We start from the raw sequence: 26,283 nt of genomic DNA, 5'->3' as shown, positions 1-26,283 counted from the left end.
TACCTCACTTATATCGTTGTATCCATTATAACGAGGTTTGCTTATAAAAATACACAAAAACCCCGAATTATGGACTTTTTTTAAGTGTCCACGATTCGGGGTACAGTTCAAACTGCTCGTGAAGGATCTTTTTTCACTTTTTTACTCATTCCTATTCACCCCTTCACGTTACTTTTTACTTTTCAATAAAAATCTATACAAAAAAAGCGAGAGGGCCTTCCTCTCGCTTTTTTTCATATTTTAAAACTCCGCAGAACCTGGCGTTCTTGGGAATGGAATTACGTCACGAATATTCCCCATACCAGTGATGTACATTAAGAAACGTTCGAAGCCTAGGCCGAATCCAGCGTGTTTTGTACCGCCGTATTTTCTAAGTTCTAAGTACCACCAGTAGTCTTCTTCTTTCATGCCTAATTCTTTAATTCTGTCTACTAAAACATCCATTCTTTCTTCACGTTGACTTCCACCGATTAATTCGCCGATGCCAGGAACAAGAAGATCAGTAGCAGCTACTGTTTTACCATCATCGTTCATACGCATGTAGAATGCTTTAATATCTTTTGGATAGTCTGTTACGAATACAGGACGTTTAAAGATTTGTTCTGATAAATATCTTTCATGCTCTGTTTGTAAATCAATGCCCCATTCTACTGGGTATTTGAAGTCAGCACCTGATTCTTGAAGTACCTTAATTGCTTCTGTGTATGTGATGCGACCAAAGTCAGAGTTAATGACATTGTTCATGCGCTCAAGAACTGTTTTATCAACAAATTTGTTGAAGAATTCCATTTCTTCTGGCGCATGCTCTAATACGTATTTCATTGCATATTTTAGCATATCTTCTGTAAGATCCATTACATCTTCCAGTTCAGCAAATGCAATTTCCGGCTCAACCATCCAGAACTCAGCTGCGTGACGAGTTGTATTTGAGTTTTCCGCACGGAATGTAGGTCCGAATGTATATACATCGCGGAATGCTAATGCATACGCTTCAGCAGGAAGTTGACCACTTACTGTTAAGTTTGTTTCTCTACCGAAGAAGTCTTTCGAATCGTCTACTTGTCCATCTTCTCCTTTTGGTAGGTTGTTCATGTCATGTGTTGTTACGCGGAACATTTCACCTGCACCTTCTGTATCGCTACCAGTAATAATTGGTGTGTGAACATGAACAAATCCGCGCTCTTGGAAGAACTTATGAATCGCATAAGCTGCGATAGAACGAACACGGAACGTTGCAGAGAATGCATTTGTTCTTGGACGTAAGTGAGCGATTGTACGTAAGTATTCAAATGTATGGCGTTTCTTTTGAAGTGGGTAATCGGAATCTGATAAGCCCTCAATTTCGATTTTTTCCGCTTTAATTTCAAATGGTTGTTTTGCAGTAGGTGTTGCAATTAACTTACCTTCTACTTTAATAGAGGAGCTAAGCGGTAATTTTGTAATTTCCTTAAAATTATCTAATTCTGTATCGAAAACAATTTGTACGCTTTTAAAGAAGCTACCATCGTTTAATTCGATAAAACCAAATACTTTTGAATCACGTAAGTTACGAATCCAACCAGATACTTGCACGTTTTGATCTACATATTTATCTGTTTCTCTATACAGACTTTTTACTAATGTGTTTTCCATAGTGAATGTCTCCTTTACTGATATTTAAATACAAAAAAACCTTTCATCCATAAAGGGACGAAAGGTTAAACTTCGCGGTACCACCCAATTTGTCATAAAGACCAACTTTGATTCGTATGTAATCCATACTTCCCGATTTGTAACAGGTCGGTTTCCCGTCTAAGTCTACTCTTGAATGGCAACATTCAATTTCGGTTAGCAACTCCAAGGTGTTCTTCATATATACCGCCTCACCAGGCTCTCACCGTCCCTGATTCGCTATGGATTATAGTATATACTACTTTTCCTTATCATCGTCTTTCATTTTGTTAAACTAAATTTAATGTACTACATTCGAGAGAAAGATGCAAGACGTCAGAAAATATATGAGTGATCTTTCTATTGTTGATTCGCCATAGAATATTGACTGACCAACACCAATCGAACTGTTACTGCGCTAAAATAGCGGGATAAAAAAATTGCCGGATTGATTCCGGCAATTTTTTATTATTTACGTAACTCCGCACCAAATTTCTCTTCTACCGCTGCTAATACACGGCTATGTGCTTCTGTTACTTCTTCGTCTGTTAATGTGCGTTCTGGATCAAAGTAATTCATAGAGAATGCAAGTGATTTCTTACCTTCTTCCATTTTTTCACCTTCGTATAAATCAAACAACGTTACTTCTTTTAGAAGTTCTCCGCCCGCTTCTGCAATAACCTTCTTCATTTCACCAGCTTTTACATCTTTCACTACAACAACAGCCATATCACGTGTCATAGATGGGAAACGTGGAATTGTCGAGTAATACGTTTCTTCTACATCTGCGCTAAATAGTTTTACAAGAGATAGTTCGAATACAAATGTATCTTTTACATCTAATTGTTTTTGTGCTTCTGGATGCAATTGACCGATAAAACCAATTACTTCGCCATCTAATAAAATATTAGCTGTACGACCTGGATGCATACCTTCACGCTTTGCTGGTGTATATGTGATATGGTTTGTAACGCCAAGTACGTCAAATAATCCTTCTAATACCCCTTTTACAACGAAGAAGTCGACAACTTTCTTTTCGCCTTGCCATGCATGATGAAGAGCAAGACCTGTCATAACACCTGCAAGATGCTGTTCTTCTTTCGGAAGCTCTCCTTCTGCTGTCGGTAAGAAGATAGAACCTACTTCATATAAAGCAACACTATCATTTTTACGAGCAAGGTTGTAAGAAACTGCTTCTAACAATTGTGGTACTAAACTTAAACGAAGCTGACTACGCTCTTCACTCATTGGGAGTGCCAAGTTCACAGGCGCTTTTTCATTTGGTTCAACTATATATTGTTTCGCCTTATCCGCACTTGTTAATGAGTACGTAATGGCTTCGTATAAGCCAGCACCCTCTAGGAAGCGGCGTACTTTACGACGTTTCGCTTGTGCTTCTGTTAACTTACCACGTGTCATTGTACCTGTTGGAAGTGTTACTGGAATATGATCGTATCCGTACAGGCGTCCTACTTCTTCTACTAAGTCTTCTGCAATTGTAATGTCAGGACGACGAGACGGTACATTTACATGGAATGTTCCTTCTACTTCTGTGAATCGAAACTTTAAGTTTGTGAAAATTGTCCCCATTTCACTCGCAGTAATGTCTGTACCTAATACACGGTTGACTTTTTCTACTGTAATCGATACTGTACGTTCTTTTACTTGTAAGTTATCAACTTCTACTACACCTTCTAACGCTTCACCACCAGCATATTTCGCCATTAGAGCAGCGGCGTGTTGAATTGCTTCGAACGTGCGTGTTGGGTCAATTCCTTTTTCGAAACGCGCACTTGATTCACTGCGAAGACCTAAATCTTTTGATGCGCGGCGCACTGTTTGACCTTCAAAGTATGCAGCTTCAATTAGAACGTTGACTGTATCATTGGTAACTTCAGAATCTGCCCCGCCCATTACACCTGCAATACCTACTGCTTCGTTTCCATTTGTAATCACAAGGTGATGTGCTTGTAATGTACGTTCTTGATCGTCTAATGTTTGAATCTTCTCGCCCTCTTTCGCATGACGAACAACGATTTCTTTTGAACCTAATTTATCATAATCAAATGCATGTAATGGTTGACCGTATTCCATTAAAATGTAGTTTGTAATATCGACTACATTGCTAATCGGACGAATGCCAGCTGCCATAAGACGTGTTTGCATCCACATTGGTGATGGACTAACCTTTACATTTTTCACCATTTTCGCAATATATAACGGATTTTCTTCTTTTGCTTCTACACTTACAGAAATATAATCCGATGTTTTTTCTGTTGACTCTTGTAGGTCAACAGCTGGAAGTTTTACTTCGCGACCGTAAATAGCAGCTACTTCATAAGCAACACCTAACATATTTAAGCAATCCGCACGGTTTGGTGTTAACCCAAGCTCAAGTACTTCATCGTGCAAGTTTAAAATTTCAAGTGCATCTGCACCAACTTCTGCATCACTTGAGAAAATGAAGATGCCGTCTGCATAATCTTTTGCAACTAACTTCGCATCAATGCCAAGTTCTTGTAGAGAACAAACCATACCATGAGAAGCTTCACCACGTAATTTTGCTTTTTTAATTTTGAAGTTACCCGGAAGTACAGCACCAACTTTTGCAACCGGTACTTTTAACCCTTTTGCAATGTTAGGAGCACCACAGATAATTTGTACTGGCTCTTCTTCACCGATATCGATTAAGCATTTGCTTAATTTATCAGCTTGCGGGTGTTTTTCACATTCTAATACGTGACCAACTACAACACCTTTTACCCCTTTATTTAATACTTCAACGCCTTCTACCTCAATACCACTTTTTGTGATTTTATCTGCTAGTTCTTGCGCCGTTACATCTTTAATATCTACATACTCTTGTAACCAACGATATGATACAAACATTCTTTATCTCTCCTTCCCTTACGCTCGTTTAAATTGTTGTAAGAAACGTACATCGTTTGTATAGAAATGACGAATGTCATCTACGCCATATTTCAACATTGCGATACGTTCTGCACCAATACCGAAAGCAAAACCTTGATATTCTTTTGAATCATACCCGGCCATTTCCAGTACATTTGGATGAACCATACCTGCACCTAAAATTTCAATCCAGCCTGTTCCTTTACATGTGCCGCAACCTTTACCATGACACATCATACAAGAAATATCCATCTCTACAGATGGCTCTGTGAATGGGAAAAAGCTTGGACGAAGACGAATTTCTCGATCCTCACCAAACATCTTTTTCACGAATACTTGCAGTGTACCTTTTAAATCACTCATGCGAATATTTTTGTCGATTACAAGCCCTTCAATTTGCATGAACTGGTGGGAATGCGTCGCATCATCATCGTCACGGCGATATACTTTACCAGGACAAATCAATTTGATTGGACCTTTTTCTGTATTCTTTTCCATCATGCGTGCTTGCACAGCTGATGTATGCGTACGAAGCAATGTTTCTTCTGTAATATAGAAAGTATCTTGCATATCACGCGCTGGATGATCTTTCGGTAAGTTTAATGCTTCAAAGTTATAGTAATCTTGCTCTACTTCTGTTCCTTCAGCAACTTCATATCCCATACCGATAAATATATCTTCCACTTGCTCAAGTACTGCAGTTAATGGATGATGACAACCTGTTTCGACAGGACGACCTGGCAATGTAACATCGATTGTTTCAGAAGCTAATTTTGCTTCAATTTCTGCTTTTTCAATATGATTGATTCTGTCTTCTAAACGCGTTTGAATTGCTTCACGCACTTCATTTACTAACGCTCCCATACGCGGGCGCTCTTCCGGAGATAATTTTCCCATGCCACGTAATACTTCAGTAATTGGACCTTTCTTCCCTAAATATGCTACGCGTACATCGTTTAAACTCTTTAGCTCTTTCGCTTCTTCAATAAGCTCTAACGCTTTTTGCTTTAGCTCTTTTAAACGTGCTTCCATTTAGAACCCTCCTAATAATAAAAAATAAAAAAACCTCGCTCCCTAAAAAGGGACGAGGTAAATTCGCGGTACCACCCTAAATTGACAGAACGAGTCTGCCCACTTGATTTGTATAACGGTCAACTTAGACCGGAACGCCTTTACATAATAAAAATGGTCCTGGCGTCAACTCCAGAGGTGAATTCACTTCCGTCTACCATAAGAATGCTTTCAGTCTGCGGCACTCTCTCCCTATATGGCGATTTTGAAAGTTACTCTTCTCTATCAATGTTTTTCATTCTATTCTTTTTATTATATGTTCAACTTATTATAAGAAGTTTTTTAACGATTCGCAACCGGACTTTGTAAATAATACGTTAAAATCCCAGCAGCAACTGCTACATTTAGCGACTCGGCTCCGCCGTAAATCGGAATGTATAAGTTTTGATCACATTTTGCAAGAATATCTTGGTGCACACCATTTCCTTCATTTCCTACAATTAATGCGAAACTTCCTGTTGGTGTTATTTCACCATATGGAACGCCATTTTCTAGAGCTGTTCCATATACAGGAACGTTATGTGTTTTTAACTTGTCTATCCATTCTTCTAAATCCCCTTTGACAACTGGCAAATGAAAAATAGAGCCTTGTGTAGAGCGCAGCACTTTACTATTATAAGCGTCTACACATCCTTCTCCAAGTACAACAGCATGAACACCTGCTGCATCAGCTGTGCGAATAATTGTCCCTAAATTACCTGGATCTTGAAGACCATCGAGCAAAAGAAATTTTCCATTTGTAAGCTCTACTTCTTTTTCTTGTTTCTCACAAACTGCAAATACACCTTGTGTTGTTTCTGTTTCACTAAGCACCTTTACAATCGATTCAGGGACAATATACATTTCGACATCAGAAACAGTCCAATCTTTCGGAAGGTCTGTTTGATCTGATACGATAAGTTCTGTAACAATGTCTGCTTTTAAAGCTTCTTCTACTAAATGGAATCCTTCTACAAAGAATAGATCTTTCTTATCGCGTTCTTTTTTTGTTTGTAACTTTTTCCACTGCTTCACACGCGGATTTTTTACTGAATCAATGTTTTTCATTCTATGCATTCCCTCTCTTCTTGTCTTCTCATTATAGCCTATTTTTCATACATATTTACATAAAAAAGAACAAAAACTAATGGCAGTTTCAATTTCGAAAAAGAGGTGACTGAAATGAACTTTAATTTACGCGGAGCAGTATTAGCAAACATAGCTGGTAATACACAAGATCAATTACAAGAGACGATTGTTGACGCTATCCAAAGCGGCGAAGAAAAAATGCTACCAGGACTTGGTGTTTTATTTGAAGTCATTTGGAAAAATGCAGATGAAAATGAAAAACATGATATGCTCGAAACATTAGAACAAGGATTAAAAAATAAGTAATATCACAAGCCTGTCTCCAAAGAAATATTTTTTTGGAGACAGGCTTGTGTACAAAATCATCATATATCGGCGTTTCGACACGAGATATCGACCAGCCGACAAATTTCGTCATCTCATTCCTACTAAAAATAATAAAAACCCGTCTCTTTTCCCTAAACATTTCTACTTTACTAATACCGCTTAATGGAGTACAATGTTCAAAATATATTTAAATCGGTTAAAAAAGGAGTGAATGTTTTATGCGCCACGTTACACTTGAACAAATTTTTGAACATCACATTACACAAAAGTACGTAAACCGTTCTGGAATGGTCCATGCGATTGCCGTCGCTTATCATGCGTTTCACTTAGCGAAAAAGCATCACACCTCAGTCGATGCGGCAACAAAGGCTGGTTTTCTTCATGACATCGGACATCATACATGGTATACAGGCGGCGAATGGGACTATGAATTATATAAAAAGAATGATATCCATGCAATTAAAGGAGCTGAAAGAGCTCACAAATTGTTGATTCGATTAGGAGAACACCCTAAACTTGCCAAAGAAATTTCCATTGCGATTCTTCTGCATACAGACTCTTTCTTAGTAAAACAAGAGATTGAAAGAACACCTCTTCAACAGATTATTAAATGGGCAGATGAAGCAGATGAAGAACCGGGCGGAGCACATCACTACCGCACAATTTCTTATGAAAAAGCACGAAAAGCAATTCAGCAATTAGATCAAATGGTAGAGCGTGAATTACAAACACAACAAACGAAATCCAATAAAAAAATAGCGCAAATTTGTCAATAAATAAGAGGTATCACTGCATAGCGATACCTCTTTTATTATTTTACAACAACTACATTTTATATTTCTTTACTCCTATATAAACCATGACATAATAAAGCAATATCAAGTTTTATTAATGATTGTTTATCCCTATTTTTGAAGAAAGCATTTTTCGAGGAATCATTATTATGATTATAACTTTCTTTATGGGCTAGTAAACGAACAAATTCTATTATTCCAACTATATTATTTCACGTTATGAATAATACGTTAGCATTTTTATCATAAAAACAGATTCGTTTTTAATCCTAATATTGTAAAATATAACTTATCAACTAGAAGGAGATTTTATATGGAAGCATCCGGAATATTCATTTGGATTTACTTAACGCCGATTTTCATATTATGTGGAATCATTTGCGGAATTTTTTTCATTATTACTGGAATTAAATATCGAAAATTACTTACTATTTTAGCAGGTTTGATTTGTCTCTCACTTATGGTTTCTCCTTTCATTTGTTTAGGGATTGGAATAGATTGCGAAAAACTACTCCCCGTTTCACCTGTTGTATATTGGAGCTTATTCCCTTTAGCTGGTGTACTCGCTATTATAAGTGGAAGGTCAATCAAAAGTATTTCTTACATGGGTATAATCACATTTATAACAGGATTCATCACATTTATCGCGTATCAACTTCTTATTGCAGCTTAATTATATTTGTAAAGAATACAAAAAAGCAGGGACATTAATTCCCTGCTTTTCGATTTGGCTTATTACCTGATTTCAAGAAGAATGATAATATCCAGGCAATACCCGCTAATATAGTTGCAATTAAGAACGCATCATTAATACCGTTAATTGCAGATAGCTTTGAAATTTGTCCGTATAATAGTTGCGTACTCATCACATCTCCAGCTTGTGCGGAACCAGCTAAAGCTGCTAAGCTTTGTCCCATTCCGTGCACTTTATCAACTAAAATCGGATTTGTCGTTGTTAACATATTTCCGTAATCTGCTACATGATAGTTTGTTTGCTGCGTCATGATTGTAATTAAAATCGCTGTACCGATTGAGCCAGCCACTTGTCTTGACGTATTTTGTGTTGCTGTACCATGAGAAATCAATTTTATCGGCAACGCGTTCATACCAGCTGTCATAATTGGCATCATAATGAACGACATTCCGATTGAACGTATGATGTAGTCTCTCATGATTACACTATATGGTGTATCCATTGTTAATTTCGTAAATTCATATGTTGCATATGTTGTAATGGCTAACCCAATAATCGCTAATGGACGAATGCCATACTTATCAAATAGTTTACCTGCAATCGGTCCCATAATCCCCATAATTAATGATCCAGGAAGAAGAAGTAGACCTGATTCAATTGGCGTAAAACCACGAATATTTTGCAGATATACAGGAAGTAATAACATACCTCCAAATAGCGCCATTGTTACAATTGCGTTAATTAACAATGTGAAAGTAAATGTTGGATACTTAAATACATGTAAATCCAACATCTTATTATCCGTCGTCATTTCTCTCCAAATAAACAATGCAAGACCAATTGTACCGATGATAAGAGAAACAACAACTTCTGCACTGCTCCAACTATTATTGCCGGCTTCACTAAATCCATATAATAAACTACCAAGTCCAATACTTGAGCTAATGACACCAAATGAGTCTAATTTTGCTTTCGATACTGGCTGTGCTAGTGTAAAGAATTTAAATGACAATAAAGTAATGATTAAGCCGATCACAAACATCGCATAGAACATTAAGTTCCAGCTGTAATTTTCAATGACCCAACCTGTTACAGTCGGTCCAATAGCTGGTGCTAAAATCATTGCTACCCCTAATAATCCCATTGCAGCTCCTCGCTTATGAGGAGGGAACAGTGTCATAAAAATATTCATACCAATCGGCATTAAAATACCTGCACCAACTGCTTGAATTACACGGCCTATCATCATCATCGTAAAGTTTCCAGATATAGCACAAATAATAGAACCTACTGTAAAGAATACCATTGCTGCTATAAATAAATTACGATACGTAAAGCGCGATACTAAAAAGGCACTGATTGGGACTAAAATCCCGTTTACAAGCATAAATCCTGTAATTAACCATTGCGCTGTTGAAGTTGAAACATTAAACTCATTCATTAATGGTGGCAAAGCAACATTAATAATCGTTTGGTTTAAAATTGAAACGAACATGCCAAGAATCAATACTGTTACAACTGCTTTTACATTTACATTTTCTATTGGCAAATGCTTTTTGGATGCTTCTTTTTTCATGTTTCGTATATCTGGCTCTACTGCTTCTTTCTGAGTTGCTTCTAATTCTACAATATTTGAAGCATTTTGTTCCGGTTGCTTCGTTTCTATTTTACTTACGGCTGGGACCTTCTCTTCTCCCGCGTTTGTTTTTTTCTTTCTAAAAAGACGATTTACAAGGAAGAAGACGATCATACAAAATATAGCATATCCTACTATTAAAGATGAGGACATTTTATCTCCCCCCCTTATTTATGAATACGAACTGTCACATTCATTCCAGGAACAATATTTACTGACTTACTGTGGTCTAAAGAAATTTTAACTGGTACTACTTGTGTCACTTTTGTATAATTTGCTGTCGCATTGCTTGATGGTAACATCGAGAACGTATTTGCCGTTGTTAAACCAACTTGTTCTACTTTTCCTGTTAATGTTGTATCAGGGTATGCATCAACATACACATCTACTTCTTGTCCTTTTTGTACATCATCAATCTCTGTTTCTTCAATGTTTGCTGTTACCCATAAATCATTCATATCAAATGCGTATGCAATTGGGCTGCCTGCCCCAACAAAAGCATTTGTTGTTGCATTAGATTGTACAACTGTTGCACCTTGCGGAATTGTCACATCCATTGTTTGTTCACCATTTGGACCTGATGTTGTAACAGCACCTAGTTTTTCATTTTCATTGTAGTTTTTACCTACTTCTGCTTGCCATTCTGTTAATTTCCCCGCTACTGGTGATGCGATTGGAATTACTTTTCCATCAATTTTCGCATTCTCTGTCTTTAAATAGTTTTCAGATTGGTTGTAGTAGTAATAACCACCGATACCGCCGCCAACTAATACGATTAATGTGATAATGTTGATAATCACCATTCTTCGAAATTGATTCATTGCTTTTCTCTCCTTATATCGAATATAATTTTTCTCTAAACTATTTCCATTCCTTTTGTTTATACTATTTAATTGTTAATTATATTAACAATTAACCAAAAAAAGCACACCTTTTGCATGATAAAATAAGCTTTTCTTTTCATCATACGAGTGGTGCTGTTTTCTAAAGGAATATCGTTTATAATTATAAATAATTATTTCAAATCTACAACCGACAAATTAAGCATATATGTTGTTTATCCAACATTTAATTATGTATATGTTGATTAAATAAATAAAACTCAACAAGGAGAAGCGAAAATGTCTATTAAAAATACAAATGATCCACGTGTAAAACGAACGAAACAGCTCATACAGGATGCTTTTATCACTTTAGTAGGCGAAAAAGGTTTTGAAAATGTAACTGTGCAGCACATTGCGGAACGCGCTCCTGTCAATCGCGCTACTTTTTATAGTCATTACCATGATAAGTACGACCTGCTCGAAAAAACGATTACTGAAATGCTAGAAACACTAACTGAAGCAATTAGACCAACAAAGCGAAATAAAGAAGATTTCCAGCTCACATTTGATTCACCACACCCAAGCTTTTTAGCTTTATTTGAACATATCGCAAAAAACGAAAATTTTTATCGCGTTATGCTCGGTGATCAAGCAGCTGGCAATTATGGATATAAAATGATGAAAACCATTCAAACTCATTTAACTTTAAGTTTATCCATCGCACAGCCAAATGATGAAAAGCTTATCGTTCCACGCGATATTCTCATCAGCTATATCACTGGCGCTCACCTTGGCATCATTATGTCTTGGCTCAAAAAAGGAATGATTTACACACCGCACTTTATGGCTCTTCAATTAACGCGTTTAATTATTTTAGGAGCGCATACTGCAGCTGGATTAGAGCGCCCTTTTTAAACAAAAAACGAAGAGACATCTCTTCGCTTTTTTTGTTTAACCAAATGTAATATTATGTACAGTCTCTTTATCAAGACGTTTAATCACTTCTACAATGAGTTTCACTGCATTTTCATAATCGTCACGATGTAACATAGCAGCATGAGAGTGAATATAACGAGTTGCAATTGTAATTGCCATAGATGGAATACCATTTACAGAAATATGAATCGCCCCTGCATCAGTTCCGCCTCCAGCTACAGAGTCGTATTGATATGGAATATCTAACTCATCCGCAACATCCACTACGAAATTACGAAGCCCAGCATGACCAATGACAGATGCATCATATAAAATAATTTGTGGGCCATCTCCCATTTTACTTTGCGCTTCTTTTTCTGTTACTCCCGGTGTATCGCCAGCAATTCCAACATCTACTGCAAACGCAATATCCGGTTTAATATAGTTTGCTGATGTTTTCGCACCGCGTAGTCCTACTTCTTCTTGAACTGTTCCAACACCGTATACAATGTTTGGATGTTTTTCATCTTTTAATTGTCTTAATACATCAATCGCAATAGCACAACCAATGCGGTTATCCCACGCTTTGGCAAGCAGCATTTTTTCGTTTTTCATCACTTGGAATTCGAAATATGGTACAACTTGATCTCCTGGTCGTACGCCCCATTCCATTGCTTCTTCTTTGCTAGAAGCACCGATATCGATGAACATGTCCTTAATTTCAACTGGTTTTTTACGAGCTTCTGCTGGTAAAATATGCGGTGGTTTTGAACCAATTACACCTGTTATATCCCCTTTGCGCGTTATAATTGTTACACGCTGCGCAAGCATAACTTGTGACCACCAGCCACCTACCGTTTGAAAACGAAGAAAACCTTTATTATCGATTTGTGTAATCATAAAACCCACTTCATCTAAATGACCAGCTACCATAATTTTTGGACCGTTTTCTTCCCCTACCTTTTTAGCAACTAAACTTCCTAAATGATCTGTAGAAAGTTCATCCGCAAACGGTTCAATGTACTTTTTCATCACTTCACGTGGCTCACGCTCATTTCCCGCAATACCGCGCGCATCTGTTAGTTCTTTCAGCATTGTCAATGTTTTATCTAACTTTTGCATTGTCAATCCTCCTTTTTCTTCGTTTAACCTATTATACAATAAGTAAATTGAAATATTCAAAAAAATAAAGCAACACTTTAATCAGTGGAGATTTTCTTTATGCTCCACTGATTATAAACCTTCATCCATTAATATCCTTGCGTTTGACGTTGATGATTCACTTTATTTTTATCCAAATATGCTTTTTCAATTTCTTCTTGACTAAATTCAAGAACTTGTCCAAGGCGAAGATAGCTTGTAAATAATTCAATGTAATTTGTAATAGATGGTTGATCTGTGAAACGAATTACTTTTGCATATGTGTCTAAGAAACTTTCCACCTGTGTTTTATTCGTTTGCGCACATTTATAAAATAGAAAGTTCTTATCAATTCCTAAATCAATACCAATTGATAAAATGAAATGTAAACCATCTACATATTCTTCTAGTATGACTTCACGCTCAGATGCTGGTTTTGTACTCCAGTATTTAAAGCAACGCGTTTCATTTGCAAGTTCTCCAATCTCAACAAGGAGCGCTAACATTTTTTCTTTTAATAGCTTCTTCGGCTGTAAATCATGTTCTTTTGTAATATGATCATCTAATTCTTTTTGCAATTTAAATAGCTGTAGTAAATCCATTCCATCGTCCTCCTCTAACATCGCACAAAGACAATGTTGTTTCATCTCATATTTCATGTAAGCTAAAAGTCCTACCCTTATTACCTATTTCGCTTTCTATTCCCTTATGAAATATCTTGTCCTTAAATCATGAATCCATTTCAAACATTAGTAAATGATATGATAATACTTCTATATCATCTTTCCATTATAACAGTGTCGTTTCTACTAGAAAAGATACCTTTCAGAAGCAGTAAAAAAGTCAGAGAAATCCCCCTTGACGTTTTGTTACCTATTATAAATTTTATACAAATTTTGTCATATCGATTACAAAATCCCCATTTCTTTTCTTCATTTCCAGCTAGCGTTATATCTTAGGAACACAAAAAAACCTTAGAAGAAACTCTTCTAAGGTTTTTAAGTAATTATTTTAAGTTGTTTTTTGCAACTGTTGCTAATTCAGCGAAAGCTTTTTCGTCATGAACAGCTAAGTCAGCAAGCATTTTGCGGTTAACTTCGATACCAGCAAGTTTTAAACCGTGCATTAAACGGCTGTAAGAAAGACCATTCATGCGAGCTGCTGCGTTAATACGAGTGATCCATAATTTACGGAAGTCACGTTTCTTTTGACGACGGTCACGGAACGCATATAATAGAGACTTCATTACTTGTTGGTTAGCAACTTTGAATAAAGTATGTTTAGAACCGTAGTAACCTTTCGCTAATTTAATCATTTTTTTACGACGTTTACGAGTAACTGTACCACCTTTTACTCTTGGCATAATATTACCTCCTAGTGTGTTCTATATATCAACCGAACTTATTTTAAGTTGTCAAGCATTTGACGAATACGTTTGTAGTCACCAGCACTTACTAGACCAGCTTTACGTAGTTTACGTTTCGCTTTTGTAGACTTATTTGCAAATAAGTGGCTAGTATAAGCGTGATCACGTTTAAGTTTACCAGATCCAGTTTTTTTGAAACGCTTTGCAGCGCCGCGATGAGTTTTTTGTTTAGGCATAGGTATTTCCTCCTCTATCTATTACTTATCGTTTTTCGGTGCTAAAATTAAGAACATGCTACGTCCTTCCATTTTAGGCTTAGATTCAATTGTTCCTACTTCAGCACAAGCTTCCGCGAAACGATCTAAGACACGTTGACCGATTTCTTTATGAGTAATGGCACGTCCTTTAAAGCGAATAGATGCTTTAACTTTGTCGCCTTTACCTAAAAATTTAAGAGCGTTGCGAAGTTTTGTGTTAAAGTCATGTTCATCAATTGTTGGACTTAAACGAACTTCTTTCATGCTAATTACTTTTTGATTTTTACGCTGCTCTTTTTCTTTCTTTTGTTGCTCAAAGCGGAATTTACCATAATCCATAATGCGGCATACTGGTGGTTTCGCATTTGGAGCAACTAATACTAAATCAAGATTAAGATTTGCAGCCATATCTAAAGCGTCATTACGAGACTTAATACCAAGTTGATCACCATTTGCACCAACTAAACGTACTTCACGGGCACGAATTTGCTCGTTAATCATCATATCCTTGCTAATAGTAAGCCACCTCCAAGATTTTCTCAGAATATGTTTGCAGTCATAGAACCCGAACAAAAAAAGTGCGGGCATACGGGCACCCACACTTGTACTATCTTAAGTAAGAAATACATTTACCTGTTAACTGCGAATGCGTCAATCAGGTGAGAAGCGGGTGCTTCTACTTGTTCTACAAAACAATATTCTATTATCCTTGATGAGTTTACCATAGGATATAATGTCTGTCAAGAAGACACGTTTTACTAACAACAAGAAATATTGTAACAAACAACACGAATACATGCAATACTTTTTTATGATAAGTATCATTTCATTATGATATGTATTCAGCAAGAAAGTCGCGGCATGCCGCGACTTTCTTATCGTTTTCCTTCAACTTTAATCATATCAACAAAGGCATCTAATGCAATTGTTTCTGATTTTTGCTCACCATATTTACGTACATTCACGCCGTTTTCAGCAACTTCATTATCACCTACTACAAGCATGTATGGAATTTTTTGCATTTGTGCTTCACGGATTTTGTAACCAATTTTTTCTTCACGTGTATCTACTTCAACACGGATACCAGCACGTTGCAATTGTTCTTGCACTTTCTTCGCATAGTCTAAATGCACTTGCGGAGAAACTGGAATAACTTGTACTTGAACTGGTGCTAACCAAGTTGGGAATGCACCTTTGTATTCTTCAATTAAGAAGGCAACGAATCGTTCCATAGTAGATACGACACCTCGGTGAATAACTACTGGACGATGTTGTTTTCCATCTTCACCCACATAAGTTAATTCAAAACGTTCTGGAAGTAAGAAGTCTAATTGAACTGTTGAAAGTGTTTCGTCTTTTCCAAGTGCAGTACGAACTTGAACATCAAGTTTTGGACCATAGAATGCCGCTTCACCCTCAGCTTCATAGTATTCAAGTCCCATTTCATCCATTGCTTCTTTTAGCATTCCTTGTGCTTTTTCCCACATTTCATCATCCGCATAGTACTTTTTAGTATCTTCTGGATCGCGGTAAGATAGACGGAATGAATAATTTTCTAAACCGAAGTCTTTGTATACCTCTAAAGTTAAGTTCACAACACGTTTTAACTCTTCTTTAATTTGATCCGGGCGGACGAAGATATGCGCATCATTTAAAGTCATCCCACGTACACGTTGTAGTCCAGATAACGCACCAGACATTTCATAACGGTGCATTGTTCCAAGTTCTGCAATGCGGATTGGTAATTCACGATAACTGTGAATGTCGTTTTTATAAACCATCATATGATGAGGGCAGTTCATTGGACGAAGGACTAATTCTTCATTATCCATCTGCATAGATGGGAACATACCATCACGATAGTGATTCCAGTGACCAGAAGTTTCGTAAAGTTCTCTGCTTCCTAATACTGGAGTATATACGTGGTCATAACCTAAGCTTGCCTCTTTATCAACAATGTAGCGCTCAATAATACGGCGAATTGTTGCACCTTTTGGTAACCAAAGAGGTAAACCTTGTCCTACTTTTTGACTATTTGTAAATAATTTCAACTCTTTACCTAATTTACGATGATCACGTTCTTTTGCTTCTTCAAGCATACGCATATGTTCATCTAATTCCGCTTTCTTCACGAATGCAGTACCGTAAATACGTTGTAGCATTTTATTATTGCTATCACCACGCCAGTAAGCACCTGCAACGCTTAACAATTTAAACACTTTAATCTTTCCTGTAGATGGAAGATGCACACCGCGGCAAAGATCGAAGAATTCGCCTTGTTCATAAATTGAAATAACAGCATCTTCTGGAAGATCGTTAATCAATTCTAATTTTAGTTCATCATTAATTTCCTCATAGCGACGAAGAGCTTCAGCGCGTGGCACTTCATGACGAACAATTTCTAAATTTTCATTTACAATCTTTTGCATTTCTTTTTCAATTTTTGGGAAATCTTCAACTGTAATCGCTTCTTCCATATCAATATCATAATAGAAGCCGTTTTCGATTACTGGACCAATACCAAGCTTCACATCTTTATATAAACGTTTTAATGCTTGGGCTAATAAATGAGCTGTTGAATGGCGTAAAATATATAAACCATCCTCAGAATCTAATGTAACAATTGAGATTGCACCATCTTTTTCAATTGGTGTACGAAGATCAAGCATCTCATCATTCAATTTTCCAGCCACAGCTTTTTTCTTTAAGCCTGGGCTAATAGAAGCTGCGATTTCTTCAGTTGTTATTCCTTTAGGAAACTCCTTAACAGCTCCATCAGGGAAAGTAATTTTAACTACATCTGCCATCACTGGTCACTCCTCTTCTTCTCAAAATAAAAAACACTCATCCCCGTAAAAGGGACGAGTGTTGAATTCGTGGTTCCACCCTTGTTCCAATTAACTAAATTGTTAATTGCTCAAGTTCAACATAACGGTGTTGTCCGTTAGCAATTACTAGACAAACGTTCACTGCTAAAGTTCAGAGGTGGTAAGTAATAAACCCGTATTAGGAAGCTCACACCTTCATACTTCCCTCTCTGAAAATCGTAGTAAATTACCCATGTCCTCATCGTGACATTTCAATATATTTCGTTTATGTAGGTAATTATATGCTCAAAAACTTAGAAAATCAAGGGCGTCACCCTTATTTTTTATTTTTTTCACATTGCGCTCAAATTCATGTAATCCATACAACTGCACCCGTTCCTGAAATACATTTTGAAGGGTAATAATCATATTGTGATCCTGTTCCTTTGCATACAAATAAATCTTTTTAGGTGCAATCGACAAAAGCGGTGCAATTACCTTCGTATCAAGATAGATATCTTTTTGATTTACTAAATCTTCATCTATATACTGCACTAATTTCTCTTGTTTTAAACGTACTCCTTTTTCATTATAAAAAATAAAACTTTCATCAAATACAAGATGTAAACAAGACAATCGGGATTTTCTACTACTCACTTGTTGCCTTAACATTTCGATAAACATTTGATATTCCTGCTCCATTTTATATTCATCAATCGCGACTACGGCGAGTCGATTGATCCTCTCTCTATATGCGCGAAGACGAAATTGAACATAGGATGAAAATGAAAAGGATAAAGGGTCTCTTAGCCAACCTTTTAACGAAGAAACAACTTGAGACTCCATCTCTTTCTGCGTTAAGTCTTGTGCAATTCCTTTTCGTCTCCCTTTTAAAATCTCATGTGCCATATGTAAAATTTGGCGACACTCCTCTTGATCCTCGTAAAAAAACTTCTCTTTCAAAATCGTACGGAGCCATTCATTTTGTTTCATATTTACAATAAAATAAAGGAGCACTGGCATCAGAACTTTTCTAATATAGTGCGATTCACATATCGGGATATGAATTACTACTTTCTTTTCACTTACATAAATACTCGTTTCTTTATATAAGGCTTCCGTCCTTTTCATAAGTTGTCGATATACATATACAGCTTCATTTTTTTCTTCGAAGCAAATTTCAATCACTTTTGTCCCCCCTTTTATCCCCGTTCAAAACATTGTCTTCTCTTAAGAAGAAGCGAAAGAGTCTACCACCTGGAAAGCTTTTACTCTTCGCCCGATATTTCTTGCTAATTTTATATATATTAAGGGCAGGGAAAAAAAATGATACAAGCTGGTTGCTTTAATAAAAAAAGAGCAAGCATTCCACTTACTCTTTTTGTCACGATTTGTTTCGTAACTAGTATTCTTGACCCGAATCGTTGCGATCTCATATCTATAGGTAAGATATATGTTTACATATGACGACGATTCTTACCACCAATTGCAACGGGTTTTGCTAAGTATTTAATCCGCTCCATAATACGAGCCGCTTTCATCTCTTCCGCTTCTCCACGCTGCGTATATGTTAAATGATGCTCTAACTGTTTAAAATCAAAATTAGATGTAAAAAACGTTGGTAAGTTCTCTAGCATTCGGAACTGCAATATCGCACCTAGGACATCATCACGCACAAAGCTCGACATCGCCTCTGCTCCAATATCATCTAACATTAATACCGGCACATATTTCACCGCATCAATTTTCTCACTAATTGTATTGTTCTGTAATGAGCTTTTAATCTCACGTAAAAATTCCGGTAAGTAGACAATCATCGAACTTATCTTTCGCTGCGCTAATTCGTTTGCAATTGCTCCTAAAATAAATGTTTTCCCTACACCAAATGGCCCATAGAAATATAGTGCTTGCACCTTTTTCCCTGGTTCATATGCACTTAAAAACTCATTAGCAGCACGTATCGCTTCAAAACGATCTCCATCTGATAAATCAAGCGAAGACATAGAGGCTTGCAATATATCCTTTGGCATATATACACTTTGAATTAACTTTTCTTGTTTCTTTCTCTCATCGTAAGCCACTTGTCGAACGCAGCGATCATAATGAATGTCTATCATTTTCCCTTGAATGATTAATTTCGGCTCATATCCTTGAATGATATTTTTACACGATTCTAAGTTCGGACAATCCGCACACCCAACACTTTGACCAATGTATTCATATAATTTCACCAAACTTCTCTCGATCATAGAAGTTGTCACTTCATCTTTATGTTCTTCAATAAATTCCTTTACACGCGGATGTTCCATAACTTCTGCTTTCAATATTTCATATCTATTTTTAAAGCTTTCATTTTGCATTAATTTTGCAAATGAATTTTGAATATGCTCCATTCTTTCACCTCAAAGAGCGTTCATTCTCCTCTATTAATCACGCTTATATTTTTTCAATTCTTCTTCCAATCTCTTTCGTTCTTCTTCTAGCTTGTTCGTTTTTCGTTTCGAACTTGCCTTTTCCTTATCTGGCAATGATTCTTTTGATTCTTCTTTCAGCCAATCTGGCACCATTTCTTTTCGTACTGTTTTTGTCGATGGACGCCCCTTTTTCTTCGTCTCCGCCCATTCTTGATATTGACGATTTTCTTCTTTCGCTAAAGCCATCGCTTCTGACACTGTGCTTACTTTTTTCCTTGCCCAATGACCTGCAATCTTTTCAACATATGTTTTAGCAAGTTTCATATCAGAACGCAACATTACATAATAAATAAGAACATTCACAACTCCCGGTGCTAATTTTTGATTTAACATAACATCTTCGACAATTTGTAAATCTGCCTTTGTTGCCTCTGCGCCACCTGAAATTTCTTTTAATAACTGCTTTGGTGAAATTTCTTCTAATTGTTTTATTAACAACTCTTCTTGCGTAGAAGGTTCTTTCTCCACCATTGTTCGTGCTGAATGAGGCTGTACACGTTCACTTAATACCGGAAGTGCTTGTCCATGTTCAAATTGATACCAATCACGAGCCCCTTTACGAAGGCGTTCCATATCAATTGTTTGCATTTCCGTCATCGCACCAAGAACAATATTTTGCATGGATAACACATCCACTCCGTATACATAAGCTAGTGTAACGACGCATTCACGAACCTGTTCTGTAATTGATTTTTTAGGGACAAGCGCCGATAATCCTTCAACAAATAATGAAAAATCAAAGAAATCATTCCAAATCTTAGGTGCATTTCCCGTTTCACTTTGCGGCATCACTGTTGCCTTTGGAATGCGAAGTTCTTCTTGTACATGTTCAAACTGTTCCGGATTAAACGAACCAAATACATCATTAAAAGAATGGGTAACATTCTCATATGAAGTAAAATCAAACATTTCTTCTAAAAAATATTTTTTTACTTGGTTGTACTTCGTTCTACTTAACCTATTGTATAAGAAAATACTTAAAACAATATCATCAAAAAACTGTTTTGGAGATAATGGTGGTTGCAGTTCATATATAAACATACGAATGTCTTTTTCTTTTTTTATATAGACATTTAAAAGCCCAATTGCTTCTAACTTTCTTCGTTCCTCATATATTTCAGGAAGCTGCATTTGCATGGTTACCATAAGAGAGTGGTGCGTATTCTCTTTTCCAAACAAGCGATCTTGTTCCAACTCTCCCCACAGCGTCATGTATAAACTAAAAGCTTTGCTACCTACTAAAGGTTGATATAGCATGGTTAATACTTTCCGGTCATAGCTATGCAACAACCCTTTTGCACTTACTTTATAACGATCAATTGGCAATAGCTCCATCCATGACTGTTTTTCCATCCTTGAAATTCCTTTCTTTCATCCATTCTAACCTAACATCCACCATGCGTTCACCTTATAGAACTTCTTAGTGAAAAAGAGCTATTAGCTTACGCTTCTAGCTCTCTTATCCCGTTATTCGCAAATCAGATTTTTACCCTGCTATTTCAAGGCAGTAAAACTCCCATCTTAAGATTCAGAGAGAAACAAGGGAGATAACGGCCCATAATAACCCAATCAGCGCGAGATGAAGCCACGTTTATCATTGCGAGGCAAAAACCTCATCTTACTCTCTCTCTTTTTGCAGTATATCTTTTAATTCTTCAATAAACACATTTAAATCTTTAAATTGGCGATATACCGAAGCAAATCGTACGTAAGCAACATCATCGATATCCCTTAATGCTTCCATTACAATCTCACCAATCATATCACTTTTTACTTCCGATATCCCTAGATTCCGAAGCTCACGCTCTACATTTTGCGTTACTTCTTCTAATTGCTTTAAAGAGACCGGTCGTTTTTCACAAGCTTTAATTAAGCCACGTAAAATCTTTTCTTTATTAAATTCTTCTCGTGTACCTTCTTTTTTTACAACAATAAGAGGTGGTTCTTCCACTCGTTCAAATGTTGTAAATCGGTTTAAACAACTTTCACATTCTCTCCTTCTTCGAATAGAGCGTCCTTCATCTACTGGACGTGAATCCAACACTCTCGTACCATTATGAAAACAGGATGGACAACGCAACGTATTCACTCCCTTACAAAATAATCTTTACTCTTTTTCATTTCTCTACACGTAAATATATATCCACATTATATAACTTATTTATCTGTGCTTACCACTTTAAACTCATTTTATATAAACTAAAAAAGAGGTGTATTATACACCTCTTTACATTTTAAATCAATTATGTTCTTTTTTAAAGAGCTTTTGTTTCTCTTTGCTTAATTTCGAAGCTACCTGTACCTCGAGGAAGCTCGATGCTCTCACGCGTTTTCGCATTTAAGCCTTCTGCAATATATTCTGCAGCAACATTTGGATCGATACGATCCCCGCAAGTATAAACATCAATACTCGCATAGCCGTGTTCTGGAAAGCTGTGAATTGTTAAGTGTGATTCTGAAATAATTACAACTCCACTTACACCCTGCGGTGCAAACTTATGAAAAGCAACCTCACGTACTTCAGCACCAGCTCTTAGCGCTGCATCCACAAACAATTGTTCAATAAACGGCATATCATTAAGCTTGTCGAAATCGCAATCCCAAAGTTCAGCGATTACGTGACGACCCATAGTGTCCATAGTATCCATTCTACAGTTCCCCCTTATAAATTTAATCTAACTGTTCGAATTGAAAACTAATTTGCAATTTGGCTTGCTCCACTACCACGGGGGAAAGTTAGTCCAGAGAGGTCCTAACCCTTTAAGTAGTGACTACGTACCTCAGCTCTTAAGTTTACGAGTGTTAGTATACTTTGTTTATTTTCATTTTGCAACAACAGTTTTTTCGATTTTTTGTCAAATTCTCTTCTTTACTTTTCCCAAAACGAAATAAACGATTCACAAATACAGTAATCACAATGTTTCTAAGTATGTATCTGACTTAACAATATATTTATATAACTTTTTCATTTTTTTGAAAAGGAAAAAGAAGGCAAGCAATCGCTTGCCTTCTCATTTTTCCACTTAAATATGTTGAACATTTTCTTGTTTTGCTAGTTCTGCAGTAACTAATTTCACAAGATCGACAACACGGCGAGAGTAGCCCCACTCATTATCGTACCAAGCAAGAACTTTTACTTTACGTTCAGCCATTACCATTGTGGATAAACCATCAATAATCGCTGAGTGTGTATTCGTATTAAAGTCAATAGAAACTAAAGGCTCTTCACTGAACTCAATAATTCCTTTCATTGTACCATTTGCAGCTGTTTTAAACGCTTCATTAATGTCCTCAACTGTTACATCACGTTTTAAATCAACTACTAAGTCAACAAGAGACACGTTTGGTGTTGGAACGCGAAGCGCCATACCGTGAAGTTTTCCATTTAAATGTGGAAGAACTTTCGCTAATGCTTTTGCAGCTCCTGTTGTTGTAGGAATGATAGACTGCCCACAAGCGCGTGCTCTTCGTAAATCTTTATGTGGATTATCAATATTTTTTTGGTCATTTGTATAAGCGTGAACAGTTGTCATTAAACCGTTTTCAATTCCGAACTGTTCATCTAACACCTTCACAACAGGTGCTAAACAGTTTGTTGTACAAGATGCATTTGAAATAACTGTATGTTTTGTTACATCTAATTGTTCTTCATTTACACCAACTACAACTGTTACATCTTCATTTTTACCAGGCGCTGTTAAAATAACTTTTTTCGCACCAGCTTCTACATGAAGAACCGCTTTTTCTTTTGCATTAAATTTACCAGTTGCTTCAATTACAACTTCTACACCTAGTTCTTTCCAAGGCAATTCTTTTGGATCGCGATTGTTTAGAAGGCGAATCATTTTCCCATCCACTAGTAAATGATCTTCAAACGCTTCAATTGTTCCATCAAACTTTCCATGAATTGTATCATACTTAATCAAATGTGCTAATGTTTCCGCTGGATAGCTTGCATTGATCGCCACAATTTCGAATGCGCTTTCTTTTATTGCCTGACGAAATACCATTCTTCCAATACGTCCAAAACCATTAATTGCCACACGAATCATAATATGTTATCCCCCTTGAATGCGTTATACTATTTATCTCCAATCCCAATAATAGTATAACACAAAAAGAGGATATGTCACTAAGCATTTTCATTAATTTCAAAATTTTTTAGTTAATAATGCCCCATTCCTTTAAAATCCGCTCCAATTGTCCTTTTGTCTCAGCAATTGTGCCATCATTATAGATAACTTTATCTCCTAATGTTATCTTTTCTGCTAGCGGCATTTGTGAATGAATCCTCGCTTTCGCTTCTTCTTCTGAAAAACCATTTCGCTTCATTAAACGTTCTAATTGTACACGCGGTGAAACTGCTACAACTAAAACATGATCTACAAGATTTGTTAATTTCCCTTCAAACAAAAGGGGAATATCTAGCACAACCGCTTGTACTCCTTCATTTATGTACCGATCCTTTTGTTCATTCATCTCTTTACGCACAGCAGGGTGAGCAATTCCATTTAATTGCATTCGTTTTTCTTCATTATGAAATACAATACTCCCAAGTTTTTGACGATTTAATTCTCCATCCTCTTGTAATATTTCTTTTCCAAACACCTCTACAATTTTGTTATATGCTGGTTTCCCTTGTTCTACAACCTCTCTTGCAACAATATCTGCATCAATAACAGGAATGTTACATTCACGTAACATTTGCGAAACAGTGCTTTTTCCGCTTGCAATACCTCCTGTTAATCCAATTACAACTGTCATCCGTTTTCCTCCTTAACAATAAAGGCGTGAAACTTATGTTCCACGCCCCCTACATTTTCCAAAGTCCAATAATAATTAGTAACACTCCAGGCAGGAAAGTAAATCTTTGTAACCACCGCATATTTGATAACATTGTGCCCATTTGCATTCCAATAAATAAAAATAACGAACTCATCACCGCTACTAGCATTGCCATCATCGCTGGTGCATACCCTAATAAAGACGCTCCTATTCCAGCTCCAAATGAATCTACTGAAAGCGCAATGCCCAGTAATAAAGCTTCTCCAGCAGAAATTGTCCCCGACCTGTCAAAATCAGCGACAGTTGGTTTTCGTAAAATTTGAATTACTAATCCAAGGGAAGCAATTTCTAATTTCCAAACTTTTTCTTCTTGCTTCAGTTCCTCTTTTTTATCGCCTCGAAAAAACTGATATAACACCCACGCACCAATTCCGACAAGGACAAACCCACCGATGCGTGTTGCAATCATAGGCGAAAACACTTCCGCAATCATATTTCCGATTCCCATAGAAACAAGCATTACGGCTGCTGAGCATATTCCAATGATTATGATGGAGCGTAGCGGAATCCGCACGTTCCTCAGCCCATACGTAAGCCCTACACTACAACTATCTAAACTTAATGTAAAAGCTAATAAAATAAGAGAAAAGTAAAGAGACATCGGCAAGCTCCTTCCTATACACAACTCTGCTGTATGTATATGATAAATGCCTATCCGATGTTCACTTTCTTAGTTTCTCGGCTGACAATGCGGGCAATAATGCGTACCGCGTCCACCAACTACTATTTTTTCAATGGCTGTCCCGCATGTTACACATGGTTCACCTTTTTTTCCGTATACATTCAACAGATCTTGGAAAGAACCAATTTCTCCTTGTGAATTGATATACGACCGAATTGTACTGCCGCCCCGCTTCACTGCCTCTGTTAATGTCGCTACAGTTGCCGCATGAATCTTTTCGATTTCATTTTTTGCAAGAGATGAAGCTTCTCGTTCCGGATAAATGCCGGAACGGAACAACACTTCATCTACATATATATTTCCAAGCCCTACTAAAAGCCGCTGATCTAATAACGCAACCTTTATTTTACGATTTGTCTTTTGCAATTTCTCTTGCAAATACTCCACTGTTAGCTCAGGGCCAAATGGTTCTGGCCCTAAATCAGCAAGCGGCATTTCTTTAAATTCCTCGCCCTTTGTAAAAAGATGCATCGTTCCAAACTTTCTTACATCTTTATAATGAAGCTCTGTGCCATCAGTAAATTGAAAGCGTACATGTGTATGCTTATCAACTAATTCATCACTCTCATGAAGGAAATATTTCCCTTCCATACGCAAATGTGAAACAATCACATAATTCGTTACATATAGAAGAAGAAATTTTCCTCTTCGTTCAATTCGTTCAATCGTTTCCCCTCGCAACAGTTCTTTAAAAAGCTCTGCATCATCTGGTCGTTTCACTAATTTCGGATATGTTACAATGACATCTTTCATTGTTTTTCCTGTTACAAGATTTTCAAGTGTTCTTCTTACATTTTCAACTTCTGGTAATTCAGGCATTTCA

25 protein-coding genes, 1 pseudogene and 4 other annotated features are annotated in these 26,283 nt (G+C 36.7%); of the genes and pseudogenes, 5 read left to right on the top strand and 21 right to left on the bottom strand.

Features of this window, described 5'->3' with window-relative positions; all coding sequences use genetic code 11:
• Nucleotides 1-240 precede the first annotated feature (240 nt).
• The 4 genes from asnS to MR058_RS20325 form a co-directional block, all read right to left on the bottom strand.
• Nucleotides 241-1,632 (bottom strand): asparagine--tRNA ligase, encoded by a 1,392-nt coding sequence (gene asnS, locus MR058_RS20340; RefSeq protein WP_242145559.1) that lies wholly within the window; start codon nucleotides 1,630-1,632, stop codon nucleotides 241-243.
• Between the two features lie 50 nt (nucleotides 1,633-1,682).
• Nucleotides 1,683-1,935 (bottom strand) — a binding site (T-box leader).
• A gap of 183 nt (nucleotides 1,936-2,118) precedes the next feature.
• Nucleotides 2,119-4,539 (bottom strand): phenylalanine--tRNA ligase subunit beta, encoded by a 2,421-nt coding sequence (gene pheT, locus MR058_RS20335; RefSeq protein WP_242145558.1) that lies wholly within the window; start codon nucleotides 4,537-4,539, stop codon nucleotides 2,119-2,121.
• Between the two features lie 18 nt (nucleotides 4,540-4,557).
• The gene (gene pheS, locus MR058_RS20330; protein WP_242145557.1) at nucleotides 4,558-5,592 is read right to left on the bottom strand and encodes a phenylalanine--tRNA ligase subunit alpha; all 1,035 of its coding nucleotides are present in this window, start codon (nucleotides 5,590-5,592) and stop codon (nucleotides 4,558-4,560) included.
• Nucleotides 5,593-5,637: 45 nt separating this feature from the next.
• Nucleotides 5,638-5,869 (bottom strand) — a binding site (T-box leader).
• Nucleotides 5,870-5,913: 44 nt separating this feature from the next.
• Complete coding sequence (locus MR058_RS20325; RefSeq protein WP_242145556.1) at nucleotides 5,914-6,678, bottom strand: TrmH family RNA methyltransferase; 765 nt, start codon at nucleotides 6,676-6,678, stop codon at nucleotides 5,914-5,916.
• A gap of 114 nt (nucleotides 6,679-6,792) precedes the next feature.
• On the opposite strand from MR058_RS20325, the gene sspI reads away from it, so the two are divergent.
• From sspI to MR058_RS20305, 4 genes and pseudogenes are all read left to right on the top strand, one after another.
• Nucleotides 6,793-7,005 carry a small acid-soluble spore protein SspI gene (gene sspI, locus MR058_RS20320; RefSeq protein ID WP_242145555.1) on the top strand — a complete coding sequence of 71 codons (213 nt, stop codon included), beginning with the start codon at nucleotides 6,793-6,795 and terminating at the stop codon, nucleotides 7,003-7,005.
• A 239-nt stretch (nucleotides 7,006-7,244) separates the two neighbouring features.
• On the top strand, nucleotides 7,245-7,802 hold the full coding sequence (locus tag MR058_RS20315; protein WP_242145554.1) for an HD domain-containing protein: 558 nt from the start codon (nucleotides 7,245-7,247) through the stop codon (nucleotides 7,800-7,802).
• A gap of 70 nt (nucleotides 7,803-7,872) precedes the next feature.
• Nucleotides 7,873-8,069, top strand: a pseudogene (locus tag MR058_RS20310) (CPBP family intramembrane glutamic endopeptidase); the annotation flags it as partial.
• Between the two features lie 64 nt (nucleotides 8,070-8,133).
• The gene (locus MR058_RS20305; RefSeq protein WP_242145553.1) at nucleotides 8,134-8,493 is read left to right on the top strand and encodes an ammonia permease; all 360 of its coding nucleotides are present in this window, start codon (nucleotides 8,134-8,136) and stop codon (nucleotides 8,491-8,493) included.
• 34 nt (nucleotides 8,494-8,527) lie between these two features.
• Here MR058_RS20305 and MR058_RS20300 read toward each other — a convergent pair whose 3' ends face one another.
• Both MR058_RS20300 and MR058_RS20295 read right to left on the bottom strand, forming a co-directional pair.
• Nucleotides 8,528-10,303 (bottom strand): DHA2 family efflux MFS transporter permease subunit, encoded by a 1,776-nt coding sequence (locus MR058_RS20300; RefSeq protein WP_242145552.1) that lies wholly within the window; start codon nucleotides 10,301-10,303, stop codon nucleotides 8,528-8,530.
• A 14-nt stretch (nucleotides 10,304-10,317) separates the two neighbouring features.
• On the bottom strand, nucleotides 10,318-10,971 hold the full coding sequence (locus MR058_RS20295) for an HlyD family secretion protein (protein WP_242145551.1): 654 nt from the start codon (nucleotides 10,969-10,971) through the stop codon (nucleotides 10,318-10,320).
• Nucleotides 10,972-11,271: 300 nt separating this feature from the next.
• Between MR058_RS20295 and MR058_RS20290 the strand changes: the two genes are divergently transcribed.
• A complete protein-coding gene (locus tag MR058_RS20290) occupies nucleotides 11,272-11,889 on the top strand; it encodes a TetR/AcrR family transcriptional regulator (protein ID WP_242145550.1) in 618 nt (205 codons plus the stop codon).
• 36 nt (nucleotides 11,890-11,925) lie between these two features.
• Here the strand turns inward: MR058_RS20290 and MR058_RS20285 are convergent, their stop codons facing one another.
• The 15 genes from MR058_RS20285 to mutM form a co-directional block, all read right to left on the bottom strand.
• Nucleotides 11,926-13,011: a M42 family metallopeptidase gene (locus tag MR058_RS20285; RefSeq protein WP_242145549.1), complete on the bottom strand. Its 1,086-nt coding sequence runs from the start codon at nucleotides 13,009-13,011 to the stop codon at nucleotides 11,926-11,928.
• A gap of 128 nt (nucleotides 13,012-13,139) precedes the next feature.
• Nucleotides 13,140-13,631, bottom strand: a complete 492-nt coding sequence (locus MR058_RS20280) for a dUTP diphosphatase (protein ID WP_041810065.1) — start codon at nucleotides 13,629-13,631, stop codon at nucleotides 13,140-13,142.
• A 404-nt stretch (nucleotides 13,632-14,035) separates the two neighbouring features.
• Complete coding sequence (gene rplT, locus MR058_RS20275) at nucleotides 14,036-14,392, bottom strand: 50S ribosomal protein L20 (RefSeq protein ID WP_012095717.1); 357 nt, start codon at nucleotides 14,390-14,392, stop codon at nucleotides 14,036-14,038.
• 38 nt (nucleotides 14,393-14,430) lie between these two features.
• Nucleotides 14,431-14,631 (bottom strand): 50S ribosomal protein L35, encoded by a 201-nt coding sequence (rpmI, locus tag MR058_RS20270; RefSeq protein ID WP_012095718.1) that lies wholly within the window; start codon nucleotides 14,629-14,631, stop codon nucleotides 14,431-14,433.
• Nucleotides 14,632-14,652: 21 nt separating this feature from the next.
• A complete protein-coding gene (gene infC / locus MR058_RS20265) occupies nucleotides 14,653-15,156 on the bottom strand; it encodes a translation initiation factor IF-3 (protein ID WP_109090154.1) in 504 nt (167 codons plus the stop codon).
• A gap of 62 nt (nucleotides 15,157-15,218) precedes the next feature.
• Nucleotides 15,219-15,340 (bottom strand) — a sequence feature (ribosomal protein L20 leader region).
• Between the two features lie 187 nt (nucleotides 15,341-15,527).
• Nucleotides 15,528-17,459 carry a threonine--tRNA ligase gene (gene thrS, locus MR058_RS20260; RefSeq protein WP_242145548.1) on the bottom strand — a complete coding sequence of 644 codons (1,932 nt, stop codon included), beginning with the start codon at nucleotides 17,457-17,459 and terminating at the stop codon, nucleotides 15,528-15,530.
• A gap of 47 nt (nucleotides 17,460-17,506) precedes the next feature.
• Nucleotides 17,507-17,734, bottom strand: a binding site (T-box leader).
• Nucleotides 17,735-17,765: 31 nt separating this feature from the next.
• Nucleotides 17,766-18,647 (bottom strand): putative sporulation protein YtxC, encoded by an 882-nt coding sequence (ytxC, locus tag MR058_RS20255; RefSeq protein WP_242145547.1) that lies wholly within the window; start codon nucleotides 18,645-18,647, stop codon nucleotides 17,766-17,768.
• Between the two features lie 269 nt (nucleotides 18,648-18,916).
• Nucleotides 18,917-19,852, bottom strand: coding sequence for a primosomal protein DnaI (dnaI, locus tag MR058_RS20250; protein WP_242145546.1), 936 nt, complete (start codon nucleotides 19,850-19,852; stop codon nucleotides 18,917-18,919).
• A gap of 33 nt (nucleotides 19,853-19,885) precedes the next feature.
• The gene (locus MR058_RS20245) at nucleotides 19,886-21,286 is read right to left on the bottom strand and encodes a replication initiation and membrane attachment family protein (protein ID WP_242145545.1); all 1,401 of its coding nucleotides are present in this window, start codon (nucleotides 21,284-21,286) and stop codon (nucleotides 19,886-19,888) included.
• A 265-nt stretch (nucleotides 21,287-21,551) separates the two neighbouring features.
• Nucleotides 21,552-22,013 carry a transcriptional regulator NrdR gene (nrdR, locus tag MR058_RS20240; protein ID WP_012095725.1) on the bottom strand — a complete coding sequence of 154 codons (462 nt, stop codon included), beginning with the start codon at nucleotides 22,011-22,013 and terminating at the stop codon, nucleotides 21,552-21,554.
• Nucleotides 22,014-22,188: 175 nt separating this feature from the next.
• The gene (gene speD, locus MR058_RS20235) at nucleotides 22,189-22,572 is read right to left on the bottom strand and encodes an adenosylmethionine decarboxylase (protein WP_176371956.1); all 384 of its coding nucleotides are present in this window, start codon (nucleotides 22,570-22,572) and stop codon (nucleotides 22,189-22,191) included.
• Nucleotides 22,573-22,956: 384 nt separating this feature from the next.
• Complete coding sequence (locus MR058_RS20230) at nucleotides 22,957-23,985, bottom strand: glyceraldehyde-3-phosphate dehydrogenase (protein WP_242145544.1); 1,029 nt, start codon at nucleotides 23,983-23,985, stop codon at nucleotides 22,957-22,959.
• A gap of 109 nt (nucleotides 23,986-24,094) precedes the next feature.
• Entirely contained in the window at nucleotides 24,095-24,697 is a 603-nt protein-coding gene (gene coaE / locus MR058_RS20225; RefSeq protein WP_242145543.1) for a dephospho-CoA kinase, read from the bottom strand.
• A gap of 49 nt (nucleotides 24,698-24,746) precedes the next feature.
• On the bottom strand, nucleotides 24,747-25,379 hold the full coding sequence (gene ytaF / locus MR058_RS20220) for a sporulation membrane protein YtaF (protein ID WP_242145542.1): 633 nt from the start codon (nucleotides 25,377-25,379) through the stop codon (nucleotides 24,747-24,749).
• 69 nt (nucleotides 25,380-25,448) lie between these two features.
• Nucleotides 25,449-26,279 (bottom strand): DNA-formamidopyrimidine glycosylase, encoded by an 831-nt coding sequence (gene mutM, locus MR058_RS20215; RefSeq protein ID WP_242145541.1) that lies wholly within the window; start codon nucleotides 26,277-26,279, stop codon nucleotides 25,449-25,451.
• Between the last annotated feature and the right edge of the window lie 4 nt (nucleotides 26,280-26,283).

Origin of the sequence: Bacillus cereus group sp. BfR-BA-01430 (assembly GCF_022663115.1) — a bacterium.
Classification (GTDB): Bacteria; Bacillota; Bacilli; order Bacillales; family Bacillaceae_G; genus Bacillus_A; species Bacillus_A cereus_BD.
Note: the sequence above shows the minus strand (reverse complement) of the source record. Positions and strands in the feature narration are given on the sequence as shown.

What these genes read in the sequence shown, in the direction of transcription:
- coaE (WP_242145543.1), bottom strand. Translation starts at nt 24,697, where the DNA reads ATGACAGTTGTAATTGGATTAACAGGAGGTATTGCAAGCGGAAAAAGC.
- rpmI (WP_012095718.1), bottom strand. Translation starts at nt 14,631, where the DNA reads ATGCCTAAACAAAAAACTCATCGCGGCGCTGCAAAGCGTTTCAAAAAA.
- sspI (WP_242145555.1), top strand. Translation starts at nt 6,793, where the DNA reads ATGAACTTTAATTTACGCGGAGCAGTATTAGCAAACATAGCTGGTAAT.
- MR058_RS20290 (WP_242145550.1), top strand. Translation starts at nt 11,272, where the DNA reads ATGTCTATTAAAAATACAAATGATCCACGTGTAAAACGAACGAAACAG.
- speD (WP_176371956.1), bottom strand. Translation starts at nt 22,572, where the DNA reads ATGGACACTATGGGTCGTCACGTAATCGCTGAACTTTGGGATTGCGAT.
- mutM (WP_242145541.1), bottom strand. Translation starts at nt 26,279, where the DNA reads ATGCCTGAATTACCAGAAGTTGAAAATGTAAGAAGAACACTTGAAAAT.
- pheT (WP_242145558.1), bottom strand. Translation starts at nt 4,539, where the DNA reads ATGTTTGTATCATATCGTTGGTTACAAGAGTATGTAGATATTAAAGAT.
- ytaF (WP_242145542.1), bottom strand. Translation starts at nt 25,379, where the DNA reads ATGTCTCTTTACTTTTCTCTTATTTTATTAGCTTTTACATTAAGTTTA.
- MR058_RS20315 (WP_242145554.1), top strand. Translation starts at nt 7,245, where the DNA reads ATGCGCCACGTTACACTTGAACAAATTTTTGAACATCACATTACACAA.
- MR058_RS20300 (WP_242145552.1), bottom strand. Translation starts at nt 10,303, where the DNA reads ATGTCCTCATCTTTAATAGTAGGATATGCTATATTTTGTATGATCGTC.
- MR058_RS20325 (WP_242145556.1), bottom strand. Translation starts at nt 6,678, where the DNA reads ATGAAAAACATTGATTCAGTAAAAAATCCGCGTGTGAAGCAGTGGAAA.
- pheS (WP_242145557.1), bottom strand. Translation starts at nt 5,592, where the DNA reads ATGGAAGCACGTTTAAAAGAGCTAAAGCAAAAAGCGTTAGAGCTTATT.
- MR058_RS20280 (WP_041810065.1), bottom strand. Translation starts at nt 13,631, where the DNA reads ATGGATTTACTACAGCTATTTAAATTGCAAAAAGAATTAGATGATCAT.
- dnaI (WP_242145546.1), bottom strand. Translation starts at nt 19,852, where the DNA reads ATGGAGCATATTCAAAATTCATTTGCAAAATTAATGCAAAATGAAAGC.
- thrS (WP_242145548.1), bottom strand. Translation starts at nt 17,459, where the DNA reads ATGGCAGATGTAGTTAAAATTACTTTCCCTGATGGAGCTGTTAAGGAG.
- asnS (WP_242145559.1), bottom strand. Translation starts at nt 1,632, where the DNA reads ATGGAAAACACATTAGTAAAAAGTCTGTATAGAGAAACAGATAAATAT.
- infC (WP_109090154.1), bottom strand. Translation starts at nt 15,156, where the DNA reads ATGATGATTAACGAGCAAATTCGTGCCCGTGAAGTACGTTTAGTTGGT.
- MR058_RS20305 (WP_242145553.1), top strand. Translation starts at nt 8,134, where the DNA reads ATGGAAGCATCCGGAATATTCATTTGGATTTACTTAACGCCGATTTTC.
- MR058_RS20245 (WP_242145545.1), bottom strand. Translation starts at nt 21,286, where the DNA reads ATGGAAAAACAGTCATGGATGGAGCTATTGCCAATTGATCGTTATAAA.
- MR058_RS20285 (WP_242145549.1), bottom strand. Translation starts at nt 13,011, where the DNA reads ATGCAAAAGTTAGATAAAACATTGACAATGCTGAAAGAACTAACAGAT.
- MR058_RS20295 (WP_242145551.1), bottom strand. Translation starts at nt 10,971, where the DNA reads ATGAATCAATTTCGAAGAATGGTGATTATCAACATTATCACATTAATC.
- rplT (WP_012095717.1), bottom strand. Translation starts at nt 14,392, where the DNA reads ATGCCAAGAGTAAAAGGTGGTACAGTTACTCGTAAACGTCGTAAAAAA.
- MR058_RS20230 (WP_242145544.1), bottom strand. Translation starts at nt 23,985, where the DNA reads ATGATTCGTGTGGCAATTAATGGTTTTGGACGTATTGGAAGAATGGTA.